Raw genomic sequence first — 18,280 nt, 5'->3', positions numbered from 1 at the left:
TATCAAAAAGAGTAAGGAAAGTATCGAATGAGTGAAATTACTCATGACGGCGTAGAGCGTTTACCCCTCCACGCGTTTACTGAGAACGCCTATCTGAATTATTCGATGTACGTCATCATGGATAGGGCGTTACCGTTTATTGGGGATGGGCTAAAGCCTGTTCAGCGTCGTATTGTTTATGCCATGTCCGAATTAGGGCTAAACAATACAGCTAAATATAAGAAGTCGGCTAGGACGGTGGGTGATGTATTAGGTAAATATCACCCTCATGGTGATAGTGCCTGTTATGAAGCGATGGTATTAATGGCTCAGCCATTCTCCTATCGTTATCCATTGGTCGACGGGCAAGGGAACTGGGGGGCACCCGATGATCCTAAATCCTTTGCCGCGATGCGTTATACCGAGTCACGCCTATCAAAATATGCAGAAGTGCTACTCAGTGAGCTTGCTCATGGCACGGTTGATTGGGTTCCGAACTTTGATGGCACCTTAAATGAACCGAAAATGCTGCCGGCACGTTTACCGAATATTTTACTTAACGGTACAACGGGTATTGCCGTCGGGATGGCGACGGATATCCCTCCCCACAATGCGCGCGAGGTGGCTCAAGCGCTGGTGGCATTGCTGGAGAGTAAATCCGCGTTGTCACTTGATGACATCATGACTTATGTGCCAGGTCCTGACTTCCCAACTGAAGCGGAAATTATCTCATCTAAGGATGATATTCGTAAGATCTATCAAAATGGTCGCGGCTCAGTTCGTATGCGTGCAGTGTGGGAAAAAGAAGACGGTAATGCTGTTATTACCGCGCTGCCTCATCAGGTTTCTGGCGCTAAAGTGCTTGAGCAGATAGCGAGCCAAATGCGCGCTAAAAAATTACCAATGGTCGAGGATTTGCGTGATGAATCGGATCACGAAAATCCAACACGTTTGGTTATTGTGCCACGAAGTAATCGTGTTGACCTTGAGCAAGTGATGACTCACTTATTCGCGACGACAGATCTAGAAAAAAGTTATCGCGTTAACCTCAACATGATTGGTCTTGATAATCGTCCCGCAGTCAAAGGCCTCGTTGAGATACTCAATGAGTGGATTGTTTATCGCCGTCAAACAGTACGAAATCGTCTTAGCCATCGTTTAGATAAGGTTCTGAAACGATTGCATATTTTAGATGGCTTATTAATCGCTTATCTGAATATTGATGAAGTGATTGAGATCATCCGTAACGAAGATGAGCCGAAAGCAGTATTGATGTCGCGCTTTAATATTACTGAGACACAAGCTGAAGCCATCCTAGAGTTAAAATTACGTCACTTAGCAAAACTCGAAGAGATGAAAATTCGCGGTGAGCAAGACGAATTAGCGAAAGAACGTGATGAGTTACAAGGGATCTTAGAGTCTGAGCGTAAACTGAATAACGTCATTAAAAAAGAAATTCAGGCTGATGCTAAGACTTATGGTGATGAGCGTCGTTCTCCATTACAGGAGCGCGAAGAAGCAAAAGCGCTGAGTGAACATGAAATTCTACCTTCAGAGCCAATTACCGTTGTGTTATCTGAAATGGGATGGGTACGAAGTGCCAAAGGGCATGATATCGAGCCTTCTAATCTCAATTATAAGGCCGGTGATAGTTTTAAAGGTGCAGCACGAGGTAAAAGTAACCAGCCGGTTGTTTTCCTAGATACGACAGGGCGCAGTTATTCCGTTGATCCATTAGAGTTACCTTCTGCTCGTAGTCAGGGAGAGCCACTCACAGGACGCTTGACGTTACCACCGGGGGCAACAGTTGAGCATGTATTGATGGCTCAAGATGAGCAAAAATACTTGATGGCATCGGATGCGGGTTACGGGTTCATTTGCACATTCAATGATCTGGTCACTAAAAATAAAACCGGAAAAGCGCTAATCAATTTACCCGATAATGCTAAAATTCTTTCCCCTATTGAGGTGAATAATGAGCAGGAAGATATGTTGCTCGCCATTACTAAGGCTGGCCGCATGTTAATGTTCCCTGTATCTGATTTACCGCAATTATCAAAAGGGAAAGGGAATAAAATTATTAACATTACAGGCGCTCAAGCCGCAAGCGGTGAAGATCTGCTTGTTTGGCTACTCATCTTGCCTGCTCAAGCTTCAATTACGCTTTATTTTGGCAAACGGAAATTGAGACTTAAGGCGGAAGAGTTACAAAAATATCGCGCAGAGCGTGGACGCAAAGGAACATCATTGCCACGAGGCTTGCACAATATTGAGCGAATTGAAGTTGAGTCTGCCAATACAGACCAATAATCATTTTATATTATTATAAGGCGGAATTTTACCGCCTTATTTTTGAACAGGACAGAGGTCACTATGTTAGCGCTTATTCGTACCATTATTGTGATTATCTATACAATATTGGTGTGTGTGTTTGGGGGAATTTATTGTTTATTTAGCCCTCGAAATCCAAAACATGTGATGACATTTGGTCATATGTTTGGGCGATTATCCGTCGTTTTTGGTATTAAAATTATTAACCGTGTACCTGAAAAAGCGAAAAAATATGGCCCGAGTATTTATATTGGTAACCATCAAAACAACTATGACATGGTCACCATGTCAAATGGTGTGGTACCAAGAACGGTTACCGTAGGCAAAAAAAGCTTAGTATTTATTCCTTTCTTTGGTTTTCTGTATTGGATCACGGGGAATATTTTGATTGACCGCGCTAATCGTTCGAAAGCGCATAACACGATTTCACAAGTAGCGGATCAAATTAAAAAACATCAAATCTCAGTGTGGATGTTTCCAGAAGGCACACGTAGCCGTGGGCGGGGTTTATTACCCTTTAAAACGGGGGCATTCCATGCCGCGATTGCTGCTGGTGTTCCTATCGTACCTGTATGTGTTTCTAGCACCCAAGGACGGATTAAATTAAACCGTTGGAATAATGGTCATGTGATTATTGAAATGTTAGAGCCAATAGACACAAAAAACTATTCAAGAGATCAAGTGAGAGAACTTGCTGAATACTGTCATACCTTGATGGAAGCCAAAATCAAAGAGCTTGATAAAGAAGTCGAAGAAATAGAGAAGAATAATAAATAAGAAAACATTATATCTAATCATGCCCTTTTTTGTATTTTTAGTATCGTCAAAAAAGGGCTGCTTTAGCCAGTGATTACTTGATCCTGTTTACTCTCCTAAATGTATTTACTCTTGTCATTTTTGACTATTAAATTTTATTTATCGTCATAGATATTTTTAGAGTTTCATCTATTTTCGCGATATCATTATACCTATTTATATCGAGTTTAAAGTAATAGCCCTACTGTGGGCTATGCTAGCGCGAACCAAAAATTAATGCTTAATTGAGCGGGTATTACCAACTTCTAACAATAATTAGCGCTGCTATTTTTAGTTTAGTGGAGAATTTATGTCATTCAGTCGACGCCAACTTCTGCTCATGGCTGGGTTGGTTTTATGTTTGGTCAATGTGCCAAATAGTGCTTTTGCAAGCGGTAATGGGAAAACACCGCTTCCTGTTCCTCCATTGTTAGAGTCTAGATCGGGGCAACCACTGTTTTTGACATTACAAAAGATACATTGGTCTTTTGATGGCAAATATTCGGCCGATGTATGGGGGGTAAACGGCACTTACCCTGGGCCGACGGTGAAAGTTAAAAATGGCGATGATATTAAGCTTATTTACAGTAATCGATTACCTGATCCTGTCTCAATGACGATCAGTGGTCTACAAGTGCCCGGCACGCAAATGGGAGGCGCAGCGAGATTAATTTCTTCAGGTGCTGATTGGTCTCCTGTCATTCCTATTCGGCAGCCAGCAGCCACACTTTGGTATCATGCCAACACTGAAGGCAAAATGGGGCCTCAAATTTATAATGGCCTGCTGGGAATGTGGATAATTGAAGATGATGCGACAAAAAATCTGAGAATACCAAAACATTATGGTGTAGATGATTTTCCAATTATTATTCAAGACAAACGATTAGATAACTTTGGGGTTCCAGAGTATCAGGCGAATGAAGATGGGTTCTTAGGGGATACATTATTAGTTAATGGTGTTCAAGATCCGTATGTTGAGGTTTCTCGTGGTTGGATCCGTTTGCGCTTACTGAATGCTTCAAACTCCAGACGCTATGTTATGAAGATCAGCGATGGGCGCCCTTTCGTGATGGTTGCCTCTGACCAAGGATTATTGACGGCACCTGTTAGTATTCCAGAGCTTTCTTTGGCTCCGGGTGAGCGTCGAGAAGTGTTAATTGATATGGCCAAAACAGAAGAGCTGACGATCACGGCTGGTGAGTCAGCGACTTTTATGGATAGAGTGAAAAGCTTATTTGAGCCGTCGACCACACTCATCTCTACGAATGTATTAACTATTAAAGCGACAGGGTTAATGTCATTAGTGACCGATGATGTGCCTACTCAATTAGTTGAAGACAAGACGCAAATTACCTCATCTATTCGCAATCGTGATATCCATCTTAATGAGCCTTATGGAATAAATAATGCGACAAAAGATACGCGTCGTATCGATTTATCCAGTCAACAGGGCGGATGGGAGCGTTGGGCGGTGACGAGTAATGTCCCTCAGTCTTTCCATATTGAAGGTGTACGCTTTAAAGTCATTAACCATAATGGGAAACCAACTCCCCCAGAGGATTTTGGCTGGAAAGATACGGTGTGGGTTGATGGTAAAGTCGAGTTGTTAGTCCAGATGATGCAACCTTCGTATGAGCACTTTCCATTTTTATTCTACAGTAATAACTTAGAAAAGGCGGATTTAGGCTCAGTGGGGCAATTGGTTGTCGCACCTGAAAATTAAACACTCTTGCGTGAACAAGCAGGCTAGCGATATGAATTAGCCTGCTTTTTTTATTCTCAAAATTAGCTCAGTGCGACACGTATTCCAAAAGCAATTAATACCGCACCTAGCACTTTATCAACATACTTTTGTACTTTGGCTAGGCCTTTTCTGACTGGTGCGCTTTGAATTAAACAAACCAGCAGAGGCCAGTAAATTGCAGCCAATCCCCAAATAATAAAGGCGAACCATAATTTTTCACCAAAAGTGGAGTCAACACTTAAAACTTGCGTGAAAACAGCAAGAAAAAACAGGGTTGCCTTTGGATTGAGGACATTACAGAGAAACCCTTGCATAAAGGCTTTCTTGAAGGTAACAACCTCATGTTGCGTGTTGTTGAGATCTATCTTTTGCCCTGAATTTGGCATTAAGCTTTTGATACCGATCCAAATTAAATAAGCGGCGCCAGCATATTTCAATACATTAAATAGCCAAGGGGTTGTCGTAATCAAAACGGCAAGTCCAGCGACACAATAGGTCATATGGAGCGCAACTGCACTAATCACCCCCACTGCGGTCATTAAGGCTGCTGAGCGTTGATAACGCGCTGCATTTTTAAGAATAAGGAAGAAGTCAGGTCCAGGGGAAAGCATACCTAATGTAGCGATGGTGGCGATTAATATGGAGGTTTCGTACATTCGTTTTCTCTATAAGCTAAATTTGTTTTTTAATGTTATTTTTAGTCGGTCGGATCACTATTTGAGTATAAATTAATAACCACTTTTTAAGGAAGATTAAATTTAGTCGACGAAGCATTTCTGTTTACGTATAGTGGGCACAAAATTGTATATTAGCCTCTAAGGTGACTAAATGAATATTAGTTTAATCGCAGCTATGGCGATTGACCAAGTTATCGGTATGGAAAAAACGATGCCTTGGCATTTACCTGGCGACCTTGCTTGGTTTAAACGTAATACTTTAAATAAACCAGTGATAATGGGAAGAGTAACATATGAATCAATTGGCCGTCCGCTTCCTCAGCGAGTCAATATCGTCTTAAGCAGCAAGGTAGGCGCTGATGATAGTGTCATCTGGGTTTCTTCTGTCGAAGAGGCATTAGCTGCCGCTAAACAAGCTGGCTCGGGTTCAGATGATGATGAAATTATTGTCATTGGAGGCGGTAAAGTCTACCAGCAGTTCTTACCCCTTGCGAGTAAACTGTATTTAACTCATGTCGATGCAGAAGTGATTGGTGACACACACTTCCCCATTTATGAACCAGATGAGTGGGATTCTATTTTTACCGAGTATCATGAAGCCGATGAAAATAACTCCCATGGTTATTGTTTTGAAATATTAACCAAAAGAATTTAATTTTGTTCTCAGTTTAAAAACGGAGCGTATTGCTCCGTTTTTTATTATCGGTATGAATGTTGTCTTTTTTAATTAATATATTTAATTTAAAAAATTATCCGTCATTTTACGATATGTAAAATAACTGTTATTTAATTAACTTTATTTAAGTATGAAATAAAGTTAATTAAACGATTAATCTTTATGGCGCTTTTGCAATGATTTTTGATGGTAATATTGTTTAGTTTCCCAATGGAACAACGTTAACTCTCCACCCCAGCAACAGCCAGTATCTAAACCATAAATATTTTCAGGGGTATGTTTACCTTCCAAGGATGCCCAATGACCAAAAAAGACAGAATAGCCTTCAGGTAACTTACTCGGTAGGGCAAACCAAGGTTTCAGTGGTGACGGGGCTTTAGCTGGGCTTTCCTTACAAATCATATCGAGTTGCCCATGAGGGAAGCAGTAGCGCATACGAGTTAATACGTTGGTGCTAAAACGTAGGCGTGGGAGCCCCATTAAGTTTTCAGACCAATTATTCGGCATATCGCCATACATAGCGTCAATAAAGAGTGGGTAAGCATCACTGGATAAAACGGACTCGACTTCTCGCGCGCACATACGAGCCGTCGGCAGATCCCATTGTGGTGTGATACCAGCATGGGCCATGATAATTTTTTTCTCTTCATCAACTTGTAATAAGGGTTGGCGACGCAACCAATTAATTAACTCGTCAGCGTCAGGCGCATGGAGTAACTCATCAAGATGATCTTTGGGTTTATTACGGCTTATTTTGCAATAAATACCAAGAAGATGTAGGTCATGGTTGCCGAGTACTAAGCGTACCGATGAACCAAGACTTTTAACATAGCGAAGGACTTGCAATGACTCAGGGCCTCTAGCAACGAGATCCCCTGTAAGCCACAGCGTATCTTTTTGTGGCTCAAAATTGACTTGTTCTAGCAATGCACGTAATTCGCGATAACAGCCGTGTACATCACCAATAAGATATGTTGACATAATTAATTAATCAAAGTTGGTAGCGCAAGGCGAAATGCAGGGATATCAACGTGAAAATGCTCCCCACGATGGTTTAACATGACGTAATATCCTTCCATCGTTCCCATCGGTGTTTCCAGTATAGCTCCGCTTGTATAGCGATACACAGTACCCGGTTGAATGATTGGTTGTTCACCTACAACACCTTCGCCTTGGACTTCAGTTTTATGACCATCACTGTTAGTAATGAGCCAGTAACGGCTCATTAATTGTAGAGCCTCTCGGCCTAAGTTACGGATCGATATAGTATAAGCGAATACATATCGCCCCATTTCAGGCTGAGACTGACTGACGATATAGACACTCTGTACTTGAATGCTAACATTCGGTTCGTTAAGCATAGTGCCTCCTTTTCAATCCTTTATACTCGTTATCTTTCAAGTAGTAGTATTGTTGTTGACTACTTTCACTGACTTTTGTTGGCCAGTGTTATCTCAAATTATACAGAGTACATTTGGCTAATTTGCTAGATAGTTTGCCATTTTGCAATAAGCCTCAACGGAAATATTCTCAGCGCGAGTACCAGGATCAATACCGAGTTCAGTGAGCTGTTCAACACTGAGTAAGTCCCCCAAACTATTGCGGATGGTCTTACGGCGCTGGTTGAACGCTTGCGTAGTAATACGGCTAAGCATTTTGATATCTTTCAGTAAATAAGGGTTTTCTCGATGAGGGATAAGCCTAACCACTGCTGAGTCAACTTTAGGGGGTGGTGCAAATGCAGTTGGTGGGACTTCTAGCACAGGAACAACTTGGCAATAATATTGTGCCATCACACTCAAACGACCATAGGCTTTACTTCCAGGACCTGCGACAAGTCGATTAACCACTTCTTTTTGCAGCATAAAATTCATATCTGCAATAGAGTTAGTAAATGTGAATAGATGGAACATTAACGGTGTTGAAATATTATAAGGTAGGTTGCCAAATACACGTAAAGGCCGCCCAGCTTGTTTTGCTAATTCACCAAAATCCACCGTCATGGCATCTTGCTGGATAATTGTCAGCTTATCTTTTAATTGTGGGTGCACTTGCAAGCGTGCCGCGAGATCGCGGTCTAGCTCAACAACGGTCATTTTATCAATTCGGCTACCGACTGGCTCAGTAAGCGCACCAAGACCTGGGCCAATCTCAACGATAGCTTGTCCCGGTTGCGGATGCATTGCATCCACAATACTGTCGATAATAAATTGGTCAGTTAAAAAGTTCTGCCCGAAACGTTTGCGGGCAAGATGCCCTTGGTGGACTCTATTATTCATGAATTCTTATATGTCATTTGGATAGCTAACTTTAATGCGGTGATAAAACTGCCCGCATCAGCACGACCCGTACCTGCTAACTCTAGCGCTGTGCCATGATCAACGGAGGTACGAATGAAAGGCAGACCAAGCGTAATGTTCACGGCTCTACCAAAACCTTGGTATTTTAACACAGGAAGGCCTTGATCGTGATACATTGCGAGTACAGCATCTGCATCTTCTAAATATTTAGGTTGAAATAAAGTATCGGCAGGAAGCGGCCCGATCAGATTGATCCCTTCAGCACGAAGTGTCTCTAGTGCCGGAATAATGGTGTCGATCTCTTCCATGCCCATATGGCCATTTTCGCCCGCATGTGGATTTAGACCACACACATAGATATTTGGTGCTTCTACACCAAATTTTGTACGTAAATCATGATCTAAAATCGTGATCACTTCACGTAAGCTTTGTTGACTAATGGCTGCGGAAACCTCTTTCAAGGGCAGATGAGTTGTCGCAAGAGCGACTCGTAACTCTTCTGTTGCTAACATCATCACGACACGTTGGCAATGACTTCTGTCTGCAAAAAATTCGGTGTGCCCGCTAAATGCAATACCTGCATCATTAATGATCCCTTTGTGTACAGGCCCGGTCACAATAGCAGAGAACTCACCACTTAAACAGCCATCACACGCTCTTGCGAGTGTTTCTGTGACATACTCACCATTGGCAACATTCAAAACACCGGCTTGTGCGGGAGCTTTTAAATGCACTGGAATAATCGATAAACTACCGGGCACTTGCGTGTCATGTTCATCGTGTGGGTTATAGATTTTTAATGTGAGTGGGAGGTTAAGCTGTTTCGCACGAGTGAGAAGTAATTCAGGATCCGCACAGGCAATAAGCTCGACGGGCCAAAACTCTTGAGCGAGCTGGATGAGTAAGTCCGGACCTACCCCGGCGGGTTCGCCGGGGGTTATAACAATGGGTTTATTGAGATTTTTCGTCATTAGATTGGTTATCACGTCCATCGATGACATTAACGTATGCCGCTGCACGTTGTTCTTGCATCCAACTTTGCGCTTCTTCGTTAAATTTACGGTTAAACAGCAAACGATAAGCCTGATCTTTTTGTGCCGCATCTGTCTTATCAACATTACGGGTATCTTCTAACTGAATCAGATGCCAGCCAAAGTTTGAACGAACAGGTTGGCTGATCTCGCCTTTATTCAGTTTCATGAGAGCATCACGAAAAGCAGGGTCATAAACATCAGGCATGTTCCAGCCTAATTCACCCCCTTTTAAGGCGCTACCTGGATCTTCAGACACTTCTTTTGCTGCATCTTCAAACGTTGTTTTGCCGTTACGGATATCTTGTGAAATCTGAACTAGCTTTTGTCTCGCTTGGTTATCATCCATAATTGGCGATGATTTAATCAAGATGTGACGAGCCTTAACTTCGGTGACGGAAATCGTTTTATTCGCGCTATTAATATCGTTCACCTGCAAGATGTGGTAACCGACACCTGAACGGATTGGGCCGACAATATCGCCTTTTTTCGCACTTTTCAGTTGTTCTGCAAAGACAACCGGCAGTTCTTGTAGACGAGACCACCCCATATTGCCGCCTTTCAGTGCTTGAGGGTCCGCAGAGTAGGCAATGGCTAATTTACCGAAATTCGTCCCCTTTTTCAGTTCCCCCATGATTTTGGTTACAATAGCGTCTGCTTTTTGTAATTGCTCTTGGGTTGGGTTTTCAGGGAGAGGGATCAGGATGTGACTTAAATTCACATTCGCTTCGTAGTCAGCTTGGTTGCTGATCTGCTTAGCCAGCGAATCCACTTCTTGCGGCAAAATAGTCACACGGCGACGAACTTCATTATTACGAACCTCGGCGATCAACATCTCTTTGCGGATCTCGCTACGGTATTTGGCCATATCGATGCCATCTGCTTTTAGGCGGGCTTGCATTTGTTCGAAAGTTAAGCCGTTTTGACGTGCAATATCCGCAATCGTGGCATTCACGGCATCTTCAGGGATATTAATCTGCATCTGATTGGCCATTTGCAGCATGATGTTATCAGTAATCAAACGATCAAGGATTTGATGGCGAAGCGTTTGATCATCAGGAACTTGTTGGCCTGCATTGCGTGCGTTTAATTTTACGGTGTTCAACATGTTCTGGACGTCACTTTCCAGTACAACCCCGTTATTGACAACAGCAGCAACTTTATCCATTTGCTGTGGTGCAGCCAATACTGTGGAGCTTGTAAACATCAGTCCCAGAATAAGCGTTTTCCAATTCTTCATAATGGTCCTATTCATTGATTTAGGTTCCGCCCAAGGCAGGTTAATCGTTTGATTCGTGCTGCTTTTACGTTCTCGTTTGCGAGCTGAAAAGGGTATAGCTCGAAGTATTTGAAGTTAGTTAGCAGCACATGTAATTATATAATTATTATCAGAATGCACGCTGATAAGGCATGATACCTCTATTCAGCATTTCCTGACTACCTAAACTATGATTGTTATTTAGGCCTCTAAGTTCCACATTGAATGACCATTTATTATCATATTCGCTGCTAAACTTATCTTCTTGCCAACCAACAATCTTACGTTCATAGCCTACGTTAAACGCCCAACAACAGGTGTTGTATTGTAAACCAACCAATTGGCTGGCGGATTGTTGTTGTTTCGTATCATAGTAGTAAGAGCCAACAAAGCCCCAACGTTCACTCAGTGGCCAACTTAATACGGCACCAACCTGTGAGATACCTTTTTGGTATTCAGGGAGGGTGTAAGTATAGCCGCCTGATTCATCACGACGGAATGTTGCTTGAATATAGTCACGGTCAACAAAGCGGTAGTTTAACTGTAACAAACGATCCGCATCAATGCGATACTCGGTAATCGCATTTCCCATCGTGACGTTGCCTAAACGGCGGTCATATTGAAGCCCACCTCGGACACCCCACTTATCATTAATACGCCAGTATGAATCTGTCGCCCATAATAAGGAACCGGTATTACTCTTATCGTCGATCTGTAGGCTTGAGTTACCTGCGCGAGGACGTTCAAAGTAGTAAATTTGTCCAACAGAAAAATTAAAACGCTCTGTTAGGGTTTCATCATAAATACGCGTCGTCACACCAGTGGTAAATTGGTTTGCCGAAGCAATGCGGTCAAGACCACTATAAATACGGTCACGGAATAAACCGTTATAGTCGGATTGAAGCAGTGCGGAGTCATAGTTATTAATATTGTCCTGATCTTTATATGGAATATACAGATACTGAACACGCGGCTCTAACGTTTGGACAAAATCACTGCCTTCAAGCAGGTTACGCTCGAAAACAACTTTTGCATCGCTTTTAAACATCGGCAACACACGGGTGACATTTTTTTCTAAACTCTCATTTTTATTCGATTTAGGGATGTCTTGATCATAATGTGTTGCTAACAGTTTGAAGCTGTTATTCATATTTGCCCAACCGTTTGATAGCGGTAGGCTGAGTTCTGGTTCGATATGCAGACGAGTTGCATCTGGGTTGTTTTTGCCTACACTCGTGAAACGCGCGGCTTGCGCATAGGTGTGTAAATCAAAAGCACCTAAATTATTCTTGTAGTAGTTAAAATCCAGTTGAGGCTCGGCTTTGTATGCGCGTCGATTTGGATCTTCCACAAAAATTTGGAACTGTTTGTGAGTTAAAGTGGCATTCCAATTTTCAGCGGAATAACCCGTACTGAATTTTTGGGTCGCATAGCCGTCAGTAGTACTACCATACTGAGAACTAAAGTCTGTAAAATATTGACGATCGCTCACTTTGGTATAATCGGCATTGAAGTTCCAATGCTGGTTATACGTCCCTGAATGGCGCCAATAGAATAACCAGCGGTCATTACTGTCACGTGCATCCCGTTTATTACGCTCTTTGTCTTTGATATAAGCACGGTCGTGATTAATAAAATCAAAGGCGATTGTTCCCGTACCTGGCGTAATTAAATAACGGAATTCATTATTTAATTTTACACCTCGATGGGTCATAAATTGCGGCGTAATCGTGGCATCGTAGTTTGGAGCAATATTCCAATAATATGGCAGTGAAAATTCCAGCCCATCATTATTGGAGTAACTGCCTGTTGGAATTAAGAAGCCTGAACGACGTTTATTACCAATCGGTAATTGCATGTACGGGCTATAAAATACCGGCACATCGCCAAGGCGAAAACGGGCATGCCAAATTTCAGCGACTTCTTCTTCACGGTCAATGATGACTTCTGAGCCAGCGACACTCCAGCTATTATTACCGGGTAGGCAGGTGGTGAATGTGCCGTTTTCCATGATGGAATAACGGTTTTCACCACGCATTTTCATTTTTTTCGCTTCGCCGCGTCCTTGGCGGCCAACCATCATGTAGTTGCCATCATCGACATCGGTATTCTTATTATTCAAATTAGACCATGCGCTTGGGCCTTTTAGAATAATCTGTGGGTCGTCATAGTGAACGTTACCTGTTGCGGTGACTTCACGGATCGGATCAGCACTATCTGGGTTTGTTTGTGTCAATCTTACGGTATCAGCGGTTAACGTTTGGTTACCCTGTTGAATATCAACATCACCTTTGTATTCGACAAAGTTAGGGTATTCACCCTGAACGTCTTCAGCAGTGATACGTATCGGTAAATCTTTAGGATCGCCCTTAACCAGCGGTTTGTCATAAACAGGGACGCCCAGCATACATTGTGCTGCAAGGTCAGCATGCGCTTGCTGACTGTAAATTGCCGCCCATACCATGGTGGCAAGTAGTGTTGGATAGCTTTTTTTCATCATTAAATATGCGGTTCCGTCGTAATTGGCATAGCCGGCAAACGCTCAAAGACTAACTTAGCCAACTACATTGCGCCAGTATAATGTAAAAAACTTTACGCGCTTGTAGTTATGCACCGAGCAGAATGGATAGTATGATAATGCAAAATTGCATTCTGAGCATTGAAGAATTGAGGGATATATGCACTATTGGGGCAAAATTATAGGTGTTGTACTCGCAATAGTCTCGGGTTTAGGCTTCTGGGGCGCACTTGTAGGGTTAATTTTAGGTCATGGTTTTGATAAAGCATCAGCGCAACGTAAATTTTCTGGTGCGATGAATAAGCGCGATCGCCAGATCATATTCTTCGCCAGTACCTTCCAAATTCTCGGGCATTTAACAAAAGCAAAAGGCCGTGTAACCGAGACAGACATTCAATTAGCATCAAACTTGATGGACAGAATGCAGATACATGGCGAAACACGTAAGGCGGCTCAACAAGCATTTAGAGAAGGTAAATCACCTGATTTTCCATTGCGTGATGTCCTTAAACAATTACGTATGGCTTGCTATGGTCGCTTTGACTTAATTCAGATGTTTCTGGAAATTCAACTACAGGCGGCATTTGCCGATGGCAACCTGCACCCAAATGAAAGAAAAGTCCTGTTTATTATCGCTGAAGAACTGGGGATCTCGAAAACACAATTTGAGCAATTTTTAGACATGATCCAAGGAGGGCGGCAATTTGGACATGGCTACTCGCATCAATCAGGTGGTCATTATCAGTCTTCTAATGGGCCAACAATTGAAGATGCATGCAAAGTGCTTGGCGTCTCCATTAATGATGACCCCACAACCATTAAACGCGCATACCGTAAATTAATGAGTGAGCACCATCCAGATAAACTGATAGCAAAAGGTTTGCCTCCAGAAATGATGGAAATCGCGAAACAGAAAACGCAGTCAATACAGGCTGCCTATGATTTGATTAAGAGAGAGCGGAATTTCAAATAATCTCTTTTCCCGTCATATTTCGTTCTATAGCGTTGTTATTTTCATTGGCGAGTCCTTAGTCACATACTGATATATGCTGCTAGGGAGTCGCATCACAGGATGCTTAGCTTTAGCACGAACTATTGAGGAAAATGCCTATCCGATATTGAGTATTTATGAAGTATCGCGTTAAAGGCACATGTTATATCAAAAACAGAACAATACTTTTTAAACCATCATAACGTGGTGCTATTGGCATTACGTATGATGGTTTTTTATTCATATGATTAAATAAACCTAAAAATCGGGTTGGCAGCTAAAATGCATAGGAGTGCCATAGGCTGGGTGAGTAATATAAAGCGCTTGCGCATGTAATTGTAAACGTGGAGCCAGTGCACGTGCTTGTTCATGAGCATAGAACCGATCACCGAGGATAGGGTGGCCTAGCGCTAACATGTGAACGCGCAATTGATGTGAACGGCCGGTGATAGGGGAAAGTTTTACACGAGTTGCCTGCTCTTCATATTCCAAAACTTGGTATTCAGTTTGTGCCGATTTCCCAGTCTCAAAACACACTTTTTGTTTTGGGCGATTTGGCCAGTCGCAAATTAGAGGCAAATCAATGAATCCTTCTTGCTTCTCCAGATGGCCCCAAACACGCGCAATATACTGTTTTTTCGGTTCACGTTCGCGAAATTGGCGTTTAAGTTCCCGTTCTGCTGGCTTGTTCAGAGCAACAGCCATGACACCACTGGTCGCCATATCTAAACGATGAACAGATTCTGCATTCGGGTGATCTCGAAGGATACGACTCATAATACTATCATGATGTTCAGGGGCTTTACCGGGAACAGACAGTAACCCACTTGGCTTATTTACGACAATGATATGTTCATCTTGATACAGAACATATAGCCAAGGCTCGATAGGGGGATGGTAGGGTTCCATCATAAAAAATAAAGCTCCTGAGTCTTATAAAAATGATTTCTCCCTCATTTGAGGGAGAAATCATTGACGATTTAACATTAAAAGGATGTGATTATTGATGAGTCACAACAACTAATCGAATCGCATCAAGACGCCATGTCGCTTGTCCGATATTATCGATCAATTGTTTACGTTCCTCTTCAATGACAGACAACTCTTCATCACGAATATTCGGGTTAACTGCTTTCAGCGCTTCAAGTCGTGCCAGTTCCAGTGATAGAGCCTTATCTGCGGCTTCTTTTGCATTAGCAATCAGCACTTCAGCTTCTTTTTCTACCATAGGCTCCGACAATTTTAGTACCGAATGCACTTCATTTTGAACCGCATTAACCAATTTGCTTGCCATATGGCGATTGATCGCATTGAGTTGGCGGTTAAAACTTTCAAACTCAACTTGTGATGAAAGGTTATTCCCTTTGAGATCAATTAATAAACGAATCGGCGTTGCTGGTAAGAAACGGCTAATTTGCAGGTTTTTCGGTGCTTGCGCTTCGAGAACATAAATTAATTCCGTTAGCAATGTACCGACAGGTAGCGCTTTGTTTTTCAATAAAGAAACGGCACAGCTACCCGTGTCACCAGATAAAACTAAATCTAACCCATTGCGAATAATTGGGTGTTCCCAGCTAATAAATTGAGTGTCTTCACGAGATAGCGCTTGCTCACGATCAAAGGTGATGGTGCAGCCATCTTGTGGTAAGCCAGGAAAATCCGGTACTAACATATGATCTGAAGGGGTTAAGATCAGTAAGTTATCACTCTTGTCTTCTTGATTAATACCTACAATATCAAACAGATTGAGTGCAAAATTGACCAATTCAGTATCATTGTCTTCAGCACCGATGGTTTCAGCTAATTTAATACCTGATTCCCCCCCATTAGAGTGCATTTCGAGCAAACGGTCACGGCCTTGTTCTAGCTGTGATTTTAATGCTTCATGCTCTTCACGGCAGGTTTTTAAAAACTCATCAAAGCCGTCTGTGACTGTTGGCTCAGCCATGTATTGCAACAGTTGTTGATAGTATTTATCGTAGATGGTGCGGCCTGTAGGACAAGTGTGCTCAAAAGCATCTAAGCCCTCATGATACCAACGTAATAGCACGGCTTGTGCGGTGTTTTCTAAATAAGGCACGCTTAAGATAATATCGCGAGTTTGACCAATACGATCTAATCGACCAATACGCTGTTCTAAAAGATCAGGGTTAAATGGTAAGTCAAACATCACCAATTGGTTCGCAAATTGGAAGTTACGGCCTTCAGAACCAATTTCAGAACAAAGTAGCACTTGTGCGCCATCTTCTTGAGAAGCAAAGTAAGCCGCGGCACGGTCACGTTCAAGCAATGACAAGCCTTCATGGAATACCGCGGCTCGGATCCCTTCACGTTCACGTAAAACCTGTTCTAATTGTAGCGCTGTTGCAGCTTTCGCGCAGATAACCAGCACTTTTTCATTGCGGTTTGCCATTAAGTAGCCGAGCAGCCACTCAACCCGAGGATCGAAGTTCCACCACGTTGCGTTTTCACCTTCAAACTCTTGGTAAATTTGCTCAGGGTATAACATCTCTTTAGCGCGGGTTTCGAGATCTTTTTTCGTCCCCATAATACCTGCAACTTTAATGGCTGTTTGGTATTGGGTAGGCAGTGGCATTTTTAATGAGTGCAACTCACGGTGTGGGAAGCCTTTAACGCCATTACGTGTATTTCTAAATAATAGGCGGCTGGTACCGTGTCGATCCATTAGCATGCTGATTAACTCTTGACGGGCGGCGGTGCCGTCTGCACTGTCAATATTCGCTGCTTTCAATAATGGCTCGATATCTTGTTCTTTGATTAACTCATTGAGAAGATTTTGTTGATCATGCGTGAGCGTTTCACCTGATAACAATAATGAGACAGCGTCGGCGACAGGGCGATAGTTAGCCTGCTCATCGATAAATTCTTGATAGTCATGGAAGCGATTTGGATCAAGCAAACGAAGGCGTGCAAAATGGCTTTCTTGGCCTAATTGTTCCGGCGTTGCCGTCAGTAGCAACACAGATGGAATATGTTCAGCTAAGCTTTCAATGACCTGATATTCACGACTTGGTGCAGCCTCACTCCACTGTAAGTGGTGAGCTTCATCCACAATCATCATATCCCAGCCAGCCTCGACAAGTAGGTCGAAACGTTGCTTGTTACGACGAACAAAGTCTAATGAGCACAGAACCAGTTGTTCTGTTTCAAATGGATTATCGCTGTCATGTTGCGCTTCACTATAACGACTATCATCAAACAGAGAAAAGCGTAGGTTGAAACGACGCAACATTTCAACCAGCCACTGATGTTGTAAGCTCTCAGGTACAATAATCAGAACACGTTCTGCTCGGCCTGCCATCAACTGTTGATGGATAATCATACCGGCTTCAATTGTTTTACCTAAACCGACCTCATCTGCAAGTAATACGCGCGGATGGTGACGTTTACCGACTTCATTGGCAATATGCAATTGGTGAGGTATTAAACTGGCACGAATGCCTCGTAGACCTGTTGCTTGGTGTTTCACTTGCTCACTTTGAAACTTGCGGGCACGATAACGTAAGGCAAAGCGATCCATGCGGTCAATTTGACCTGCAAATAGACGGTCTTGTGGCTTATTAAATGTTAATTTACTGTCGAGAAAAACTTCTCTCAGGGTAACATCTTGTTCATCTGTATCAAGGCGAGTACCACTGTAAATAAGTAGGCCGTTATCCTCTTTGACACTTTCGACCTTGAGCTGCCAGCCTTCATGACTGGTAATGGTATCACCTTCATTGAACATCACTCGGGTAATAGGTGCATCATGACGTGAGTAGAGACGATTCTCACCACTGGCGGGAAAAAGTAAAGTCACCATACGGGCATCAATAGCCACAACGGCGCCTAATCCGAGCTCGCTTTCTGTATCGCTGATCCAGCGCTGACCAAGAGTAAATGGCATAGGTTTAACTCAATTCCATAATTTTGATAGTTTGTTTTTAGATTTTTTCAGGCTAATTATATATTTGCCGTCA

14 protein-coding genes are annotated in these 18,280 nt (G+C 42.6%); 5 read left to right on the top strand and 9 right to left on the bottom strand.

Going from position 1 to position 18,280, the window contains the following annotated elements; genetic code table 11:
- The first annotated feature begins 27 nt into the window (after nt 1-27).
- The 3 genes from parC (at nt 28) to ftsP (ending at nt 4,828) form a co-directional block, all read left to right on the top strand.
- Nucleotides 28-2,289 (top strand): DNA topoisomerase IV subunit A, encoded by a 2,262-nt coding sequence (parC, locus tag M1F03_RS15110; RefSeq protein WP_269723661.1) that lies wholly within the window; start codon nt 28-30, stop codon nt 2,287-2,289.
- Nucleotides 2,290-2,352: 63 nt separating this feature from the next.
- Complete coding sequence (locus M1F03_RS15105) at nt 2,353-3,087, top strand: 1-acylglycerol-3-phosphate O-acyltransferase (RefSeq protein WP_196713585.1); 735 nt, start codon at nt 2,353-2,355, stop codon at nt 3,085-3,087.
- A gap of 328 nt (nt 3,088-3,415) precedes the next feature.
- The gene (gene ftsP, locus M1F03_RS15100) at nt 3,416-4,828 is read left to right on the top strand and encodes a cell division protein FtsP (RefSeq protein ID WP_154623786.1); all 1,413 of its coding nucleotides are present in this window, start codon (nt 3,416-3,418) and stop codon (nt 4,826-4,828) included.
- Between the two features lie 62 nt (nt 4,829-4,890).
- On the opposite strand, the gene M1F03_RS15095 is transcribed toward ftsP, so the two are convergent.
- On the bottom strand, nt 4,891-5,505 hold the full coding sequence (locus M1F03_RS15095; RefSeq protein WP_251464630.1) for a LysE family translocator: 615 nt from the start codon (nt 5,503-5,505) through the stop codon (nt 4,891-4,893).
- Nucleotides 5,506-5,677: 172 nt separating this feature from the next.
- Between M1F03_RS15095 and folA the strand changes: the two genes are divergently transcribed.
- A complete protein-coding gene (gene folA, locus M1F03_RS15090; RefSeq protein WP_154623784.1) occupies nt 5,678-6,181 on the top strand; it encodes a type 3 dihydrofolate reductase in 504 nt (167 codons plus the stop codon).
- Nucleotides 6,182-6,355: 174 nt separating this feature from the next.
- Here the strand turns inward: folA and apaH are convergent, their stop codons facing one another.
- From apaH to lptD, 6 genes are all read right to left on the bottom strand, one after another.
- The gene (apaH, locus tag M1F03_RS15085) at nt 6,356-7,183 is read right to left on the bottom strand and encodes a bis(5'-nucleosyl)-tetraphosphatase (symmetrical) ApaH (protein WP_154622519.1); all 828 of its coding nucleotides are present in this window, start codon (nt 7,181-7,183) and stop codon (nt 6,356-6,358) included.
- A 2-nt stretch (nt 7,184-7,185) separates the two neighbouring features.
- A complete protein-coding gene (apaG, locus tag M1F03_RS15080) occupies nt 7,186-7,563 on the bottom strand; it encodes a Co2+/Mg2+ efflux protein ApaG (RefSeq protein ID WP_154622518.1) in 378 nt (125 codons plus the stop codon).
- A gap of 117 nt (nt 7,564-7,680) precedes the next feature.
- On the bottom strand, nt 7,681-8,481 hold the full coding sequence (gene rsmA, locus M1F03_RS15075) for a 16S rRNA (adenine(1518)-N(6)/adenine(1519)-N(6))-dimethyltransferase RsmA (protein ID WP_251464629.1): 801 nt from the start codon (nt 8,479-8,481) through the stop codon (nt 7,681-7,683).
- Complete coding sequence (pdxA, locus tag M1F03_RS15070; protein WP_196713584.1) at nt 8,478-9,473, bottom strand: 4-hydroxythreonine-4-phosphate dehydrogenase PdxA; 996 nt, start codon at nt 9,471-9,473, stop codon at nt 8,478-8,480. The genes rsmA and pdxA overlap by 4 nt, the downstream gene beginning before the upstream one ends.
- Nucleotides 9,454-10,773: a peptidylprolyl isomerase SurA gene (gene surA, locus M1F03_RS15065; protein ID WP_154622515.1), complete on the bottom strand. Its 1,320-nt coding sequence runs from the start codon at nt 10,771-10,773 to the stop codon at nt 9,454-9,456. The genes pdxA and surA overlap by 20 nt, the downstream gene beginning before the upstream one ends.
- 148 nt (nt 10,774-10,921) lie before the next feature.
- Entirely contained in the window at nt 10,922-13,288 is a 2,367-nt protein-coding gene (gene lptD / locus M1F03_RS15060) for an LPS assembly protein LptD (protein ID WP_167520935.1), read from the bottom strand.
- 181 nt (nt 13,289-13,469) lie between these two features.
- On the opposite strand from lptD, the gene djlA reads away from it, so the two are divergent.
- Nucleotides 13,470-14,282 carry a co-chaperone DjlA gene (gene djlA, locus M1F03_RS15055; RefSeq protein WP_247046685.1) on the top strand — a complete coding sequence of 271 codons (813 nt, stop codon included), beginning with the start codon at nt 13,470-13,472 and terminating at the stop codon, nt 14,280-14,282.
- A 276-nt stretch (nt 14,283-14,558) separates the two neighbouring features.
- Here djlA and rluA read toward each other — a convergent pair whose 3' ends face one another.
- Nucleotides 14,559-15,212 (bottom strand): bifunctional tRNA pseudouridine(32) synthase/23S rRNA pseudouridine(746) synthase RluA, encoded by a 654-nt coding sequence (rluA, locus tag M1F03_RS15050; RefSeq protein WP_154622512.1) that lies wholly within the window; start codon nt 15,210-15,212, stop codon nt 14,559-14,561.
- A gap of 88 nt (nt 15,213-15,300) precedes the next feature.
- Nucleotides 15,301-18,207 carry an RNA polymerase-associated protein RapA gene (gene rapA / locus M1F03_RS15045; RefSeq protein WP_163862875.1) on the bottom strand — a complete coding sequence of 969 codons (2,907 nt, stop codon included), beginning with the start codon at nt 18,205-18,207 and terminating at the stop codon, nt 15,301-15,303.
- Between the last annotated feature and the right edge of the window lie 73 nt (nt 18,208-18,280).

The sequence above is a fragment of the Providencia sp. PROV080 genome, assembly GCF_033688105.1.
Taxonomy (GTDB): Bacteria; Pseudomonadota; Gammaproteobacteria; order Enterobacterales; family Enterobacteriaceae; genus Providencia; species Providencia zhejiangensis.
The sequence above is the reverse complement of the archived record's forward strand: the minus strand, read 5'-3'. Positions and strand labels throughout refer to the sequence as shown.